This is a genomic window from Ruegeria profundi (assembly GCF_049800715.1).
Classification (GTDB): Bacteria; Pseudomonadota; Alphaproteobacteria; order Rhodobacterales; family Rhodobacteraceae; genus Ruegeria; species Ruegeria profundi_A.
In genome coordinates this window covers 67,436-81,418 of sequence record NZ_JBNAFO010000017.1, presented here as the reverse complement: position 1 = coordinate 81,418, position 13,983 = coordinate 67,436, and the positions used below count along the sequence as shown (strand labels likewise).

16 protein-coding genes are annotated in these 13,983 nt (G+C 58.8%); 7 read left to right on the top strand and 9 right to left on the bottom strand.

Annotation, left to right across the window (positions count from 1 at the left end):
• Positions 1–62: 62 nt before the first annotated feature.
• The 3 genes from tuf to parC form a co-directional block, all read right to left on the bottom strand.
• On the bottom strand, positions 63–1,238 hold the full coding sequence (tuf, locus tag ACP15L_RS21030) for an elongation factor Tu (RefSeq protein ID WP_170381019.1): 1,176 nt from the start codon (positions 1,236–1,238) through the stop codon (positions 63–65).
• 115 nt (positions 1,239–1,353) lie between these two features.
• Positions 1,354–1,944: a hypothetical protein gene (locus tag ACP15L_RS21025; RefSeq protein ID WP_425085662.1), complete on the bottom strand. Its 591-nt coding sequence runs from the start codon at positions 1,942–1,944 to the stop codon at positions 1,354–1,356.
• 97 nt (positions 1,945–2,041) lie between these two features.
• Positions 2,042–4,390 carry a DNA topoisomerase IV subunit A gene (gene parC / locus ACP15L_RS21020; protein WP_425085661.1) on the bottom strand — a complete coding sequence of 783 codons (2,349 nt, stop codon included), beginning with the start codon at positions 4,388–4,390 and terminating at the stop codon, positions 2,042–2,044.
• A gap of 202 nt (positions 4,391–4,592) precedes the next feature.
• Between parC and ACP15L_RS21015 the strand changes: the two genes are divergently transcribed.
• The 6 genes from ACP15L_RS21015 to ACP15L_RS20990 all read left to right on the top strand — a co-directional run bounded on the left by ACP15L_RS21015 (position 4,593) and on the right by ACP15L_RS20990 (position 9,005).
• Positions 4,593–5,219 (top strand): SH3 domain-containing protein, encoded by a 627-nt coding sequence (locus ACP15L_RS21015; RefSeq protein WP_425085660.1) that lies wholly within the window; start codon positions 4,593–4,595, stop codon positions 5,217–5,219.
• 69 nt (positions 5,220–5,288) lie between these two features.
• Positions 5,289–6,116 carry an SDR family NAD(P)-dependent oxidoreductase gene (locus tag ACP15L_RS21010; RefSeq protein ID WP_425085659.1) on the top strand — a complete coding sequence of 276 codons (828 nt, stop codon included), beginning with the start codon at positions 5,289–5,291 and terminating at the stop codon, positions 6,114–6,116.
• 79 nt (positions 6,117–6,195) lie between these two features.
• The gene (locus ACP15L_RS21005; RefSeq protein ID WP_170380419.1) at positions 6,196–6,396 is read left to right on the top strand and encodes a twin transmembrane helix small protein; all 201 of its coding nucleotides are present in this window, start codon (positions 6,196–6,198) and stop codon (positions 6,394–6,396) included.
• 2 nt (positions 6,397–6,398) lie between these two features.
• Entirely contained in the window at positions 6,399–6,971 is a 573-nt protein-coding gene (locus tag ACP15L_RS21000; protein WP_170380420.1) for a cob(I)yrinic acid a,c-diamide adenosyltransferase, read from the top strand.
• A 346-nt stretch (positions 6,972–7,317) separates the two neighbouring features.
• A complete protein-coding gene (locus ACP15L_RS20995; RefSeq protein WP_170380421.1) occupies positions 7,318–8,076 on the top strand; it encodes an electron transfer flavoprotein subunit beta/FixA family protein in 759 nt (252 codons plus the stop codon).
• Positions 8,076–9,005 (top strand): electron transfer flavoprotein subunit alpha/FixB family protein, encoded by a 930-nt coding sequence (locus tag ACP15L_RS20990; protein ID WP_425085658.1) that lies wholly within the window; start codon positions 8,076–8,078, stop codon positions 9,003–9,005. The genes ACP15L_RS20995 and ACP15L_RS20990 overlap by 1 nt, the downstream gene beginning before the upstream one ends.
• A gap of 59 nt (positions 9,006–9,064) precedes the next feature.
• Here the strand turns inward: ACP15L_RS20990 and ACP15L_RS20985 are convergent, their stop codons facing one another.
• The gene (locus ACP15L_RS20985) at positions 9,065–9,892 is read right to left on the bottom strand and encodes a DUF6473 family protein (protein WP_425085657.1); all 828 of its coding nucleotides are present in this window, start codon (positions 9,890–9,892) and stop codon (positions 9,065–9,067) included.
• Between the two features lie 173 nt (positions 9,893–10,065).
• Between ACP15L_RS20985 and ACP15L_RS20980 the strand changes: the two genes are divergently transcribed.
• On the top strand, positions 10,066–10,941 hold the full coding sequence (locus tag ACP15L_RS20980) for a 3-hydroxybutyryl-CoA dehydrogenase (RefSeq protein ID WP_425085656.1): 876 nt from the start codon (positions 10,066–10,068) through the stop codon (positions 10,939–10,941).
• 76 nt (positions 10,942–11,017) lie between these two features.
• Here ACP15L_RS20980 and ACP15L_RS20975 read toward each other — a convergent pair whose 3' ends face one another.
• The 5 genes from ACP15L_RS20975 to ACP15L_RS20955 are packed head-to-tail and all read right to left on the bottom strand — an operon-like array spanning position 11,018 to position 13,981.
• Positions 11,018–11,917, bottom strand: a complete 900-nt coding sequence (locus tag ACP15L_RS20975; RefSeq protein WP_425085655.1) for a lysophospholipid acyltransferase family protein — start codon at positions 11,915–11,917, stop codon at positions 11,018–11,020.
• Between the two features lie 40 nt (positions 11,918–11,957).
• Positions 11,958–12,227: an HPr family phosphocarrier protein gene (locus tag ACP15L_RS20970; protein WP_170380425.1), complete on the bottom strand. Its 270-nt coding sequence runs from the start codon at positions 12,225–12,227 to the stop codon at positions 11,958–11,960.
• Positions 12,228–12,243: 16 nt separating this feature from the next.
• Positions 12,244–12,636, bottom strand: a complete 393-nt coding sequence (locus ACP15L_RS20965; protein ID WP_170380426.1) for a PTS fructose transporter subunit IIA — start codon at positions 12,634–12,636, stop codon at positions 12,244–12,246.
• Entirely contained in the window at positions 12,633–13,514 is an 882-nt protein-coding gene (gene rapZ, locus ACP15L_RS20960; protein ID WP_425085654.1) for an RNase adapter RapZ, read from the bottom strand. The genes ACP15L_RS20965 and rapZ overlap by 4 nt, the downstream gene beginning before the upstream one ends.
• Entirely contained in the window at positions 13,511–13,981 is a 471-nt protein-coding gene (locus tag ACP15L_RS20955) for an HPr kinase/phosphorylase (protein WP_425085653.1), read from the bottom strand. The genes rapZ and ACP15L_RS20955 overlap by 4 nt, the downstream gene beginning before the upstream one ends.
• Positions 13,982–13,983: the final 2 nt, after the last annotated feature.

Genomic DNA, 13,983 nt, shown 5'->3' with positions numbered 1-13,983 from the left:
GCTCAAACGAAAAAGGGCGTCCCGAGGGACGCCCTTTCCGTCTGATTATTCGCTTGCGCGAATTATTCAGTGATTTTCGATACAACGCCGGCGCCGACGGTGCGGCCGCCTTCGCGGATCGCAAAGCGCAGGCCCTGCTCCATCGCGATCGGCGCGATCAGCTCAACGCCGAACGACACGTTGTCGCCGGGCATGACCATCTCGGTGCCTTCCGCCAGGGTCACGGTGCCGGTCACGTCAGTTGTACGGAAGTAGAACTGAGGACGGTAGTTCGCGAAGAACGGAGTGTGACGACCGCCTTCTTCCTTGGTCAGGATGTAGGCTTCGGCTTCGAACTTGGTGTGCGGTGTAACCGAACCCGGCTTACACAGAACCTGGCCACGCTCAACGCCGTCACGGTCAACACCACGCAGCAGCGCGCCGATGTTGTCGCCCGCTTCACCGCGGTCCAGCAGCTTGCGGAACATTTCAACGCCGGTGCAGGTGGTTTTCGAAGTGTCGCGGATGCCGACGATTTCGATTTCGTCACCAACGTTGATCACGCCGCGCTCAACACGACCGGTCACAACGGTACCACGACCCGAGATCGAGAACACGTCTTCGATCGGCATCAGGAACGGCTGGTCAACAGCACGCTCAGGGGTGTCGATGTACTCATCAACGGCCGCCATCAGTTCCTTGATCTTCTCTTCGCCGATTTCAGGCTTGTTGCCTTCCATCGCGGCCAGAGCCGAACCTGCGATGATCGGAATATCGTCGCCAGGGTATTCGTAGCTGGACAGCAGTTCGCGAACTTCCATCTCAACCAGTTCCAGCAGCTCTTCGTCGTCAACCTGGTCAACTTTGTTCAGGAACACGACCATCTTCGGGATGCCAACCTGGCGGCCCAGCAGGATGTGCTCGCGGGTCTGCGGCATCGGGCCGTCAGCAGCGTTCACAACCAGGATCGCGCCGTCCATCTGAGCAGCACCGGTGATCATGTTCTTGACGTAGTCGGCGTGGCCGGGGCAGTCAACGTGCGCGTAGTGGCGGTTCTCGGTCTCGTATTCCACGTGGGCGGTCGAGATGGTGATGCCGCGCGCTTTCTCTTCCGGCGCACCGTCAATCTGGTCATACGCTTTGAAGTCACCGAAATACTTGGTGATCGCTGCGGTCAGCGTCGTCTTGCCGTGGTCAACGTGCCCAATCGTGCCGATGTTGACGTGCGGTTTTGTACGCTCAAACTTTTCCTTTGCCATTCCTCAGGCGCCCTTTTGCGATTTGGGGGACCCTTGGTCCCGTGGTTACATCTGCGCGCGCGAGATATTTGGTTCAAAGGGGAAAATCAAGCACATCCTGAGGGAAATGCACCGATCACGCCGGATTTTGCGTGAGCTCGCTCGTTTCCAGCGGTTGGATCAGGTCCGGACGCCGGTCAAACCAACCATTGTCCTTATGTTCTTCGGCCAACCACTCTTCGACTCGGTCGGCAACTTTCAGGGCAAGGCCGCTCATCTGCTCTTCTTTCGTGCGGGTATTTCCCGACCCTGTCAGAGCGCTCTCTCCGGTCGTGTCTTCCAAAACTTGAAACTGCTTGCCCTTGGCCAGAAACTCTTTCTTCTTCACATCGTAGACGTTGACCAGAACAATCGCCGTGCTTTTGGGATTGTAGATGACGGGAATGCCCGGAGGCGCCAGCATGTAGCCTTCGAGGCTGATACCGATGTCGTATTCCTGCGCGCCCTCGTAGCGGCCAAGGCGGATATCGACCGCGTTCTGGATCGCCTTGGTCCATTCATCCGGCGTCGCATCGCGAGAGACAGGTCCCTTCACCGCCTTGTCGGCAAACGCATAGTTTACGCGCAGCTTGAACTCCCCCAACGACTCGGGTTCTTCATAGACTTGCGTCTGCGTGCAGGCGCCCATCAGGGCAAGTCCAGTAATCAGGGTCAAAATGCGCAGCATGATCTCGTCTCGATAGGCCTGTTTTTCTTTGATCTAGCGCACCGATACGGCCTGTGCCAAGCCGTATCGGCGGATTTCGCCCGAAACCCTCGTCAGATCACGAGAATTTATAGACACGCGGGAAGCCATAAGGAGGCTTTTTCCCAACGCTGGCGCGTTTGGCCAGCCATTGAGACATATCTGCCTCATGCCGTGTTTTATCGCCACCCATGGACCATTTGAGCCCTTCTTCCCAGTTGAAGGTTGTGATGTCGGACAGGCCGCCATCCAACTCCAACGTGCCCTGCCGGCCGCGCGCCATATTGTATTTCTGCAAGCGCACGCCTTTGCCTCGCGTCATCTCGGGCAACTCTTCGGTTGGGAAGACCAAGAACTTGCCATTCTGCGAGACCACTGCGACGTGATCTCCAGCGACCGGTTTACAGATCATCGCTGTCTCGTCGCCTTTGACGTTCAGCACCTGTTTCCCGTTGCGGGTCTGCGCCAGAACGTCATCCTCGGGCACCATGAAACCGTTGCCAGCGTCCGAGGCCACCAGCAGCTTGCGTCCGGGCTTGTGGATCAGGATGTCGATGATCTGCGCTTCGTTCGGCAGGTCGACCATCAGGCGGAGCGGTTCCCCCATACCCCGCCCGCCAGGCAAGTTGGCGGCGCTAACGGTGTAGAACCGCCCGTTCGATGCAAACACCAGCAACCGATCCGTGGTTTCCGCATGGAAGATGAACCGGGGGCCGTCTCCGTCTTTGAACTTCAATTCGCGCTTGAGGTCGATGTGGCCGGTCATGGCGCGAATCCAACCCATCTGAGAGCAGACCACCGTGATCGGTTCACGGTCGATCATCGCTTCAAGCGGGACTTCTTCGACCTGTCCGGCCTCAGCAAATTGCGTGCGACGCGCGCCGCCTTCGTAGTCTTTGCCAAAGGTCTTCTTGGTCTCTTTCAACTGCTCGGCGATCTTGGCCCATTGCAGAGCGGGATCGGCCAGTAGGTCTTCCAGATTGGCGCGTTCCAGCATCAACTCGTCACGCTCGCGGACCAGTTCCATCTCTTCCAGACGACGCAGGCTGCGCAGGCGCATGTTGAGGATCGCGTCGACCTGAACCTCAGACAACTCACCCTCACCCGGTTTGGGTGTGGCGTAGTCGGATTCGTCCGTGGCGCGGACGTGATCAATCCCCCAATCCTCGCGCATCAGCGCGGCTTTGGGGTCGTCGTCGTAACGGATAATGTCGATCACACGGTCGAGGTTGAGGAAGGCGACAATAAAGCCCTCCAACACCTCAAGCCGGTGGTCGATCTTCGCCATGCGGTGACGCGAGCGACGGATCAGGACCTCTTGTCGGTGATCAAGGAAGGCGCGCAGCACTTCCTTCATCGAGCAGACCTTGGGCGTCACCCCGTCGATCAGCACGTTCATGTTCAGGCTGAACCGCACCTCAAGGTCCGAGTTGCGATAGAGCATGCCCATCAGTACCTCGGGGTCGACGTTTTTGGAACGCGGCTCAAGGATCAGGCGGATGTCATCGGCGGATTCGTCCCGTACATCGGCTAGGATCGGGATTTTCTTGGTCTGGATCAGTTCCGCTATCTTCTCGATCAGCTTGGATTTCTGAACCTGATACGGGATCTCGGTGACGACGATCTGCCATTGGCCGCGACCCAGATCCTCGACTTCGAACTTACACCGCAAGCGGAAGGACCCGCGCCCGGTGCGATATGCTTGTGCGATATTCTCGGGCGGCTCAACGATCACGCCGCCGGTCGGGAAATCCGGGCCGGGCACATAGTTCAACAGCGTGTCGTCGCGCGCGTCTGGCGTTTTGATCAGATGTAGACACGCGTCGCAGAGCTCCGAGATATTGTGCGGCGGGATATTCGTCGCCATGCCGACCGCGATACCGCTGGCACCATTGGCCAGCAGGTTCGGAAACTGCGCAGGCAGCACGACCGGCTCGGTCAGCGTGCCATCATAGTTGTCACGGAAATCAACGGCGTCCTCGTTTAGACCCTCAAGCAGCGCCTCGGCCACGATGGTCATCCGGGCTTCGGTGTATCGCGAGGCCGCCGGGTTATCGCCGTCGATATTGCCAAAGTTCCCCTGCCCGTCGACCAGCGGGTAGCGGACGTTGAAGTCCTGCGCCAGACGCGCCATCGCGTCGTAGATCGCGGCGTCACCATGCGGGTGATAGTTACCCATCACATCGCCCGAGATCTTCGCGGACTTCCGGAAACCTCCGGTTGCACTGAGTCGCAGTTCCCTCATCGCATAGAGGATTCGCCTGTGAACCGGTTTCAAACCATCACGCGCATCCGGCAGGGCGCGGTGCATGATGGTGGACAGCGCATAGGTCAGATAGCGCTCACCAATTGCGCGGCGTAGCGGTTCGGCTACCTCGCCCCCATTGTCAGGGGCCTCCATGTTGGGGTCGTCGATCGTATCGTTCATATATGATGTGATACGACGCAAGCGCGGCTTGGTAAAGCAACCAAGACTTATTTTACTGGGGACAAGTCGCGCTTTTTGCAACAGGGGGAGGCAACCCACGGATTTCCCCCATTTTTCGACTCCCGCCTCGAAATATGCTATGCTCTCATGAATTAAACTGCTGCCAATTCTTGTATTTACGATTTCTTCGGGGGGAAGCGTCATGACGCGCCTGATACTTGTTACTTTCGCCGCTCTGGGATGGGCCTTCTACGTCATGAGCGGGGGCCCCGACTTTGAGCCGCGCGGCCTGCGCAGTGACAATCCGCAGCGCATGGCGGCCACGTTCGAACCTGCGCCGAAGGCCGCGCCTACGGCAGCCGCTCCGGTTGAGGAATTGGTGACCCGCGCCGCAGTTCAACCCATCCCGGTTATTGAGTTTATTGCAGAACCTGAACCTGTTCTGGGTGAGGAAGAAACCAAAGCGTTACTCTCTCAGGTTGCAGCCGGATTGCAGGCGAATCCGTCCCTGTTCGAAGATCAGGATGTCACGCTGACGCTGGCCTCGCTGGAAGGCGGCGTGACGGCGATGCAGCAAGTCACAACCGACGCGGAACCCGCCGTGACCCCTGTCTCGGAACCCGAAAAGGACATCCGTGAAATCTCTGGCACCCGCGTGAACATGCGTGACGGCCCGGGCACAATCTATCCCATCATCGGCAAGGCAACGATCGGGCAGCGGGTTGAGGTCCTGAGTGATTCCGGCACCGGCTGGTTGCGCACACGCGTGTTTCCCGGGCAACAGGTCGGATGGATTTCGGCATCACTGGTCCGCAAAACCACAAACTGACGTCCGGGCGTCATTGCCCTGTTTCCTCTCGCAGCCTAGGGGTTGAGGACGTTGAGGTTCGGGGCCATCATGCAAAAATCAATTCTTATTACCGGCTGCTCGTCCGGCATCGGTCTGGATGCAGCACACGGTATGCGTGCGCGCGGTTGGCGCGTGTTTGCCTCGTGCCGTCAGCAGCGTGATTGCGACAGGCTGCGCGCGCAAGGATTTGAAAGCCCACGAATCGACTATCAGGACACAGACAGCATCACCGCCGGACTGGCCGAGGTTCTTGAGGCCACCGGAGGCACCTTGGACGCATTGTTCAACAATGGGGCGCACGGGCTGCCCGGCGCGGTCGAAGATGTGCCGACCGATGGTTTACGGTTCATCTTCGAATCGAATGTCTTCGGCTGGCATGAACTGACGCGGCAGGTTATTCCCGTCATGCGCAAACAGGGCTATGGGCGCATTGTCCAGAACTCCTCGGTTCTGGGACTGGTCGCGTTTCCGTGGCGCGGCGCTTATGTCGCTACCAAATACGCGATCGAAGGTCTGACTGACACGATGCGTCTGGAACTACGCGGCAGCGGCGTCAAGGTCATCCTGATCGAACCCGGTCCGATCACGTCGAAAATCCGCGAAAAGGCGATCCCGGTGTTCGAGCGGTTCGTGGATTGGGAGAACTCGGTCTTGCGTGACAGGTACGAGGCGTCGCTTCTGAAACGGCTCTATGAAGGCTCTGGCCCGGACGCGTTCGAACTGCCTGCCTCGGCGGTGACCAACAAGCTGGCCCATGCGGTCGAAGCGAAACGGCCCAAGGCGCGCTATTACGTGACGACTCCGACCTATATCGCCGGCTATTTGCGGCGAATTCTGCCAACAAAAGCTATAGACCGCATACTGTCAGACATCTGAGGCAATATTTCCCGTTCGCTTTTGGCACTGCAGGCGCTAGATCAGGCGCACACAAAGAAAAAGCGGACGGTGACTGACGATGGACCCTTTGATGGTCGTTTTGCTCTTGGCGATGGCGGCGGTTGTCGTCGTGCTGACCCTTGGAATCGCAAATTTCGGAAAAAGCGGCATGGATGCCGCCAAGAAGAGCAACAAGATGATGCGCCTGCGCATCCTCTTTCAATTCATTGCCGTATTGCTGATTGTGCTTTACGTCTTCCTGCGCGGACAAGGAGTTTGACGATGGTCGTTCTGAACAAGATCTACACGCGCACAGGCGATGACGGAAAAACCGCTTTGGGCAATGGCGAACGGGTTGCGAAATACTCGGGCCGCGTGGCCGCATATGGCACGGTTGATGAGCTGAACGCCTTTGTCGGCGTCGCCCGGACCGAAGCCGAGGGAGAAACTGACGCGGCGCTGGCCCGCATACAGAATGACCTGTTCGATCTGGGGGCTGATTTCTGCCGCCCCGACATGGAAAAAGACGCCGAGGCTGACTACCCGCCGCTGCGCATCGCGCCTGCTCAGATCGATCGGCTTGAGGCTGAAATCGACGCGATGAATGCCGATCTTGAACCACTGCGCAGCTTCATCCTGCCCGGTGGCTCGGCTTTGGCAGCGCATCTGCATGTCTGCCGCACCGTCTCGCGCCGAGCCGAGCGTCTGGCGGTTGAGCTGACCAATATGGAGCCTGTCAACGAGGTCGCGGTCAAATACCTGAACCGTCTGAGTGATTGGTTCTTCGTCGCCGCCCGCTGCGCCAACAACAGCGGCAAGGATGATGTCTTGTGGGTTCCGGGAGCGAACCGCTGAAAGCGGCGGGACGTCCAGTGGACGTCCCGGCGACCGGAAGGGCGGAGCCCCGGCCCAAAGAACGGGTGCTAAGTGTCATTTACTCGGTGTCCCGCTGACCAGAACAATCAACCTACTGGTTTCAGCTGGACGGGTTGGCCACCGGCAACCAAATCCCACCATCGTCGGCCAACCGTCAAAAAATCTCCGCCCCCTATTCGTCAAAAAACACAAAACGCGACGTCTCAAGCCCATGACGTGACGATTTTGCTCTGTTGTCGATGAGATTGAGGCGCTATCTAGTCCCGCGAGAGCATTGGTGGAGTCGCGACGCGGCTTGCCGTTTTTGTAAGGAGCGAACGCAAAAATGAAGGTACTTGTGCCTGTCAAGCGCGTGATTGACTACAACGTTAAAGTCCGTGTTAAGGCGGATGGTAGCGGTGTTGATCTCGCCAATGTAAAAATGTCGATGAACCCGTTCGACGAGATTGCAGTTGAAGAGGCGATCCGCCTGAAAGAAGCAGGCAAGGCTGACGAAGTCGTTGCTGTTTCGATCGGCGTGAAGCAGGCGCAGGAGACGCTGCGGACTGCTCTGGCCATGGGTGCGGACCGCGCGATCCTGGTTATTGCTGCGGATGACGTCCACACGGATATCGAGCCTCTGGCTGTTGCGAAAATCCTGGCCAAAGTGGTCGAGGAAGAGCAGCCGGGCATCGTTCTGGCGGGCAAGCAGGCGATCGACAACGACATGAACGCCACCGGCCAGATGCTGTCGGCCCTGCTGGGCTGGAGCCAAGGCACCTTCGCGTCCGAGCTGGACATCGAAGGCGACTCCGCCAAAATCACCCGTGAGGTGGATGGCGGTTTGCAGACCATCAACGTCAAGATGCCGACCATCGTGACCGTTGACCTGCGCCTGAACGAGCCGCGTTATGCGTCGCTGCCGAACATCATGAAGGCGAAGAAAAAGCCGCTGGATGAGAAAACCGCCGCCGATTACGGTGTCGACGTCACTCCGCGTCTGGAAATCGTCAAAACCGATGAGCCGCCGGCCCGTGCCGCTGGTATCGTCGTCGGCTCGGTTGATGAGCTGGTCTCGAAACTCAAAGAAGCGGGGGCTGTGTAATGGCTGTACTTCTGCTTGCCGAAGTCAACAATGGCGAACTGTCGCTGGACGCCACCGCCAAGGCCGTGTCCGCTGCAAAATCGCTGGGTGACGTAACCGTTCTGGCCGCGGGCGGTTCTGCCGCTGCTGCCGGTGAGGCCGCCGCCAAGATCGACGGTGTGTCCAAGGTTCTGGTTGCTGAAGACGAGTCGCTGGGCCACCGCCTGGCGGAATCGACCGCAGCACTGATCGTAGGTCTGGCCGATGGCTATGAGCACATCGTTGCCCCTGCCACCACCGACGCCAAGAACGTCATGCCGCGCGTTGCTGCGCTGCTGGACGTGATGGTGATCTCGGATGCGTCCGGCGTAGTTGACGGCGCGACCTTCGAGCGTCCGATCTATGCGGGCAACGCTATCCAGACCGTCAAGTCGAACGACGCCAAGAAAGTCGTCACCTTCCGCACCGCTTCCTTTGATGCGGCAGGCGAAGGCGGTTCGGCTGCGGTTGAGACCATCTCGGTTGGCGAAAACCCTGGCCTGTCGTCCTGGGTTGAGGACAAGGTTGCCGAGAGCGACCGTCCCGAGCTGACCTCGGCTGGTGTTGTTGTTTCGGGCGGTCGTGGTGTCGGCTCGGAAGAAGACTTCAAATTGATCGAGACTCTGGCTGACAAGCTCGGCGCCGCTGTTGGCGCGTCGCGTGCCGCCGTGGACTCGGGCTATGCTCCGAACGACTGGCAGGTGGGTCAGACCGGCAAGGTTGTTGCACCAGACCTGTATGTCGCCGTGGGTATCTCTGGCGCGATCCAGCACTTGGCTGGCATGAAGGACTCGAAGGTCATCGTTGCGATCAACAAAGACGAAGAAGCACCGATCTTCCAGGTTGCTGACTTCGGTCTGGTTGCTGACCTGTTCCAGGCCGTACCCGAACTGACCGAGAAACTCGGCTGATCGAACCAAGCGGTTGCTTGGAAAACCATTGTAAGGCCCGCCCCCTCGGCGGGCCTTTTTCAATGCAAATCACGGATCGATCGGAAAAGAGTTTCTGCGATCCGACGATGGGTCGCTGGGCCGATCATATGTTCGGCCATGGGCTGCTGAAGGGTCCCGAACAGCATATCCTCCAACTCATCCGATTCGCCGGAGATCCGGACTGACATCGAAACGACATCCGCACTGTACGGCCTCAGTGCTTCCATCATCTCGGTATCAACAAAGACCGGTTCACAGCCCAGCGGCCCGGCAACCTCATGGGCGATTTCGCCATCAAACTGCAGGTTCAGCAAAACGACCGGAGGCCGGATAGCTTGTAGAAAAACGCCGAGGGTCTCCACCCACTTTTTGCGAAGTTCGTGGGTGACGATTTCGAAGCGCGCGTCCGAATAGGAATGCAGCAACCCCAGCAGGTGACGCACGAAATGTACATCCGTGAAATCCACCTCGGGGTAGAGCGTCAGCAGGTCCGATGTTGGAGATAGAAACCGGTCATTGCGGCGCGGATGAACCCGATAGAAGCGATTCGATTGCCCCAACGCCCCTGGCAATTGAAGCACGCAAAGATCGGACTTATTCGCCAGTCCAACCAAGGTGGAATCGCCGCACAGCGCCTCAACCCCACAGAGAAGACTGCCGAAGTTGACGCATTTACGGTCCAGCATACCTTCGAGAATCGCGACATAGGGGTGCTCAACGAACCTCCCAAAGGTCTCATCCCCTCCGATACACGCCAGATAGGAGCCGTCCAACGCGCGCGACGGCCCCCGGAATCTCAGTTTTGACGCCGCATACTGACAGACGCTGTCTTCGAGCACTGCTGCGCCCGTTTGATGATAGCTCATATTACTCACCCAATTTTTCACCCGGTTGCCATCTTGCCGTCGCAAGTCTTGCGAAATTGCTAATGCGCGGATTTGAGGCAAGTTTGACCAGTCCGCAGACCTCGGATGCCTCTTGCCGCCCGCCCCAAACTGCCGGTAATGTCGCGGCGAGCTGAGAGCAGAGGCACCAGAGCATGGAAATCAAATCGGTCGGAGTGATTGGCGCAGGCCAGATGGGCAACGGGATCGCGCATGTTCTGGCGTTGGCGGGCTATGACGTTCTGGTCAACGACGTCAACAAGGACGCTTTGGACAATGCCATAAAGACGATCGAAGGCAATTTGGCGCGTCAGGCCTCACGCGGGAAGATCTCGGACGAGGCTGTGCAAGCCGCTTTGGGGCGGATCACCACCACGCTGGAATTGCCGCGTCTGGGCCAGACCGATCTGGTGATCGAGGCCGCGACCGAGCGTGAGGCGATCAAGCAGGCGATCTTTGAGGATCTGCAACCGCATCTGCTGCCGCATACGATCCTGACCTCGAACACATCCTCGATCTCGATCACGCGATTGGCCAGCCGGACCGACCGTCCTGAGCGGTTCATGGGGTTCCACTTCATGAATCCGGTGCCCGTTATGCAACTGGTCGAGCTGATCCGAGGGATTGCCACCGACGAAGAGACCTATAACGCCTGTAAGGCCGTGGTCGACAAACTGGGCAAAACCGCCGCCAGCGCCGAGGATTTCCCGGCCTTTATCGTGAACCGTATCCTGATGCCAATGATCAACGAGGCGGTCTACACGCTCTATGAAGGTGTGGGGAGTGTTCAATCCATCGACCAGTCGATGAAGCTGGGCGCCAATCACCCGATGGGGCCTCTGGAACTGGCCGATTTCATTGGGCTCGACACCTGCCTGGCGATCATGAACGTGTTGCATGATGGGTTGGCGGATACTAAGTATCGCCCCTGTCCGCTGTTGACGAAATATGTCGAGGCTGGATGGTTGGGGCGCAAGACTCAGCGTGGGTTCTATGACTATCGCGGCGACGAGCCGGTTCCGACGCGCTAAGAGGGGGCCAGCCCCCTCGCCCGGATTTCATCCGGTCTCACCCCCGGGGATATTTGTAGCCAGATGAAGGGGTGGATCAGCGCTTTGCTATGCCGCCCAAGGACATCGTGTGGTTTCGCAGCCACGCCATGAAACCGCGCGGGTCGCGTTCGAGCAGCTGCATGTCTTCGTCCGAGATCGGCTCTCCAATCACCGGGGATTGGGGCTTGTTGCAAGAGCGGACGATCTCATGCAGCAACAGCCCCTGCCGTAGGATCGGCGAGAGTTTGTTGGCGATCTGATAGGCGCGCGAGTTGCGGCCGGGGAAGTAAATCGGCACCACGGTCGCGCCTGAACGGCGGATCATCTTGGCGGTGAAGACGTTCCATTCGCGTTCAATTGCCGGCCCGAACCAATCATCCGAGGACATCACTACACCCGAGGGGAACAGGGCGACCACGCCGCCCTCTTTCAGGTGGTCCATCGCCTTGGTCCGCATTTCCAGCATTTTGGTTTGCGCTTCAGGATCATGCGGGAAGGGAACGGGGATCATAAACGAGGTCGCGGCCTCATCCAGGCCAGTCAGAACCGAGCGGGTCAGAATACGGTAGTCGCTACGGACACGTCCAATCAGTTCAGCGAAAATCATGCCGTCCACCATGCCATGAGGATGGTTGGCGACAACGACAACGGGGCCGGTTTTGGGAATACGTGCGATCTGTTCCTCGGGTGTGGTGAGGGTGATCCCCATCGTCTTGAGCGCCCCACCCCAGAACCGCTGGCCACGATACTGCTCATTTTTCTTTTCAAATTTATTGACCATCCGCAGAATGGTCAGCTTGCCGGTACACCATTCAATGGCGCGGATTGCCGTCGCGGTCCAGGCATCGTCGAACGAATTGGCATAGGTCAGCGTTCTACGGTCGTAGATCTCGCCCTGATCTTCGGTCCCGTCGACAACGGGGCCTGTCTTGGTGTCGTGCGTTGTTTCCGCCAATTCCTGGTCTTCCCGTTCTTCCTGTCCCGGCGGGGTGGCTTTAGAACCCCTCGCCGAACTTGTCGTTCACAAGCGTTTCCAAGGCTTCTGCCAATGCCTCAGCATCCGGCCCGGAGGTCTCGACGTCAATAGTGGTTCCGCGCGAGGCTGCCAACATCAAAAGGCCCATGATACTGTCGCCTGATGCAGAAAGTCCGTCCTTGGAGACTTCCGCACTTGCATCGAAACCTTCTACTACCTCAACCAGCTTGGCCGAGGCGCGGGCGTGCAGGCCCTTTTCATTTATGATTTTCAAGCTTCGATTGGTCATTTCAATACGTCCGGTCCTAATCCAATGTCACATTTTGCGCATTGATGTACTTGCGTCCAGCCTCCATCGCGTGACGCACGGCATCGCCCACGGGCAGGTGGCGACTTTTGGCCAATTTGATCAGCATGGGAAGGTTCGCGCCATACAAAATGCGCCGATCCTGCGGCGCACAGGCCCGGAGGCTGAGGTTAGACGGGCTGCCACCGAACAGGTCCGTGACGATCACCACGCCGCCACCCATATCAACGTCGTTTGCGGCGCGGCAGATTTCGGCCTGCTTTTCATCGCGGTCATGATCGGCTTCGATCGCAATCGCGACGAGGCCGGGCTGCGGCCCCACAACATGCTGCATGGCGGCCAGATACTCTTTGGCCAACCCTCCATGCGCTACGATCACTATCCCGATCAATCCGGCCTCACATTCAATGCGCGTCGTTCCATCTCGCGGTGCCTAATTGCCACCTGCTGCCCCCTGTCTGCAAGGGCTTTCGCAATCGCCTCGGCCAAAGCGACAGATCTGTGCTGGCCACCGGTACACCCGAAAGCAACCGACAGGTGCGCTTTGCCCTCGGCGCGAAAGGCAGGCAGCAAAAGGTCCAGCATTCCGACCACCTGGTCAAAGAACGGAGCGTAGTTCTTATCGGACTGGACATAGCGCGCCACGTCAGCGTTTCGACCGTCGGCGGCACGCAATTCGGGCCGCCAGTAAGGATTGGCCAGAAAACGGCAATCAAACACCATATCGAGGCCGCGCGGCAGGCCGCGTTTGTAGGAAAAAGACTCGATCGAGACCGCAAGATGGCGGCCACCTTGTGGGGCGAACCAATGTTCGACCTCTTCACGCAGTTGGTGAACATTCAGGGCGCTGGTGTCGATCAGGGTATCGGCGATTTCGCGGATCGGGGCCAGCAGTTCTTTTTCCTGGCGCACCCCGGCTTCAGGGCCCGCATCCTTCGCGACAGGGTGACGCCTGCGGGTTTCCGAGAAGCGGCGCAGAAGAACCTCATCACTGCAATCCAGATAGAGAACGGTCAGGTCAACCTGTTCCATACGGCCCAGCTTGGCGGCCAGTTCGATGAAGCCGATGGTCGAGAAATCCCGGTTGCGCGCATCAATCCCCAAAGCCATGGGCCGATCGTTCCCCGCGCCTTCCAGCAGGCGCGTCAGCAGGCCCATGGGCAGATTGTCGATCGCCTCGAACCCCAGATCCTCAAGCACGTGAATGGCTGTCGATCGTCCTGCCCCGGACGGCCCGGTCACAAGAACGATCCGCCGTTGCGCTGTCATGTGCTGGTCCATTCCGGGTCTACGCGCCCCATTCTAAGCAGTTGCATCAGTGCTTCGGCCAAATTGGGCACGCAGGCGCCAAACAACAAGGGTACATAGTGCCCCAGTAACTGCATAGTAACGGGCTCTGGCAGGCGGGCGGGCTGCGTCTGGTCCATGTCGAGCACATAATCCAAAGCCACCGGGCCGCAAGGGGCGGCGCGCAACAGCCCGATGCCACGCGCCTCGATCAAGCCCGCAATCCGCGGTGGTGCGTCGGCAATCACCGCGCCCTCGTCCCGGCGCAGATCAACACGGTCGTCGGCAACCAGATCGGCCCCAAGGGCCATCATGCGAAGGGCAAGTGAGGATTTACCCGATCCCGAGGCCCCTACGATCAGAAGCCCTTGCCCTTGAACCGCGACACAGGTCGCGTGAATACAGGCCCTGTCCTTATCCGCGATGTCTGAAAGCGTCTGACTGCTCATGT

What these genes read in the sequence shown, in the direction of transcription:
- tuf (WP_170381019.1), bottom strand. Translation starts at nt 1,238, where the DNA reads ATGGCAAAGGAAAAGTTTGAGCGTACAAAACCGCACGTCAACATCGGC.
- ACP15L_RS21025 (WP_425085662.1), bottom strand. Translation starts at nt 1,944, where the DNA reads ATGCTGCGCATTTTGACCCTGATTACTGGACTTGCCCTGATGGGCGCC.
- parC (WP_425085661.1), bottom strand. Translation starts at nt 4,390, where the DNA reads ATGAACGATACGATCGACGACCCCAACATGGAGGCCCCTGACAATGGG.
- ACP15L_RS21015 (WP_425085660.1), top strand. Translation starts at nt 4,593, where the DNA reads ATGACGCGCCTGATACTTGTTACTTTCGCCGCTCTGGGATGGGCCTTC.
- ACP15L_RS21010 (WP_425085659.1), top strand. Translation starts at nt 5,289, where the DNA reads ATGCAAAAATCAATTCTTATTACCGGCTGCTCGTCCGGCATCGGTCTG.
- ACP15L_RS21005 (WP_170380419.1), top strand. Translation starts at nt 6,196, where the DNA reads ATGGACCCTTTGATGGTCGTTTTGCTCTTGGCGATGGCGGCGGTTGTC.
- ACP15L_RS21000 (WP_170380420.1), top strand. Translation starts at nt 6,399, where the DNA reads ATGGTCGTTCTGAACAAGATCTACACGCGCACAGGCGATGACGGAAAA.
- ACP15L_RS20995 (WP_170380421.1), top strand. Translation starts at nt 7,318, where the DNA reads ATGAAGGTACTTGTGCCTGTCAAGCGCGTGATTGACTACAACGTTAAA.
- ACP15L_RS20990 (WP_425085658.1), top strand. Translation starts at nt 8,076, where the DNA reads ATGGCTGTACTTCTGCTTGCCGAAGTCAACAATGGCGAACTGTCGCTG.
- ACP15L_RS20985 (WP_425085657.1), bottom strand. Translation starts at nt 9,892, where the DNA reads ATGAGCTATCATCAAACGGGCGCAGCAGTGCTCGAAGACAGCGTCTGT.
- ACP15L_RS20980 (WP_425085656.1), top strand. Translation starts at nt 10,066, where the DNA reads ATGGAAATCAAATCGGTCGGAGTGATTGGCGCAGGCCAGATGGGCAAC.
- ACP15L_RS20970 (WP_170380425.1), bottom strand. Translation starts at nt 12,227, where the DNA reads ATGACCAATCGAAGCTTGAAAATCATAAATGAAAAGGGCCTGCACGCC.
- rapZ (WP_425085654.1), bottom strand. Translation starts at nt 13,514, where the DNA reads ATGACAGCGCAACGGCGGATCGTTCTTGTGACCGGGCCGTCCGGGGCA.
- ACP15L_RS20955 (WP_425085653.1), bottom strand. Translation starts at nt 13,981, where the DNA reads ATGAGCAGTCAGACGCTTTCAGACATCGCGGATAAGGACAGGGCCTGT.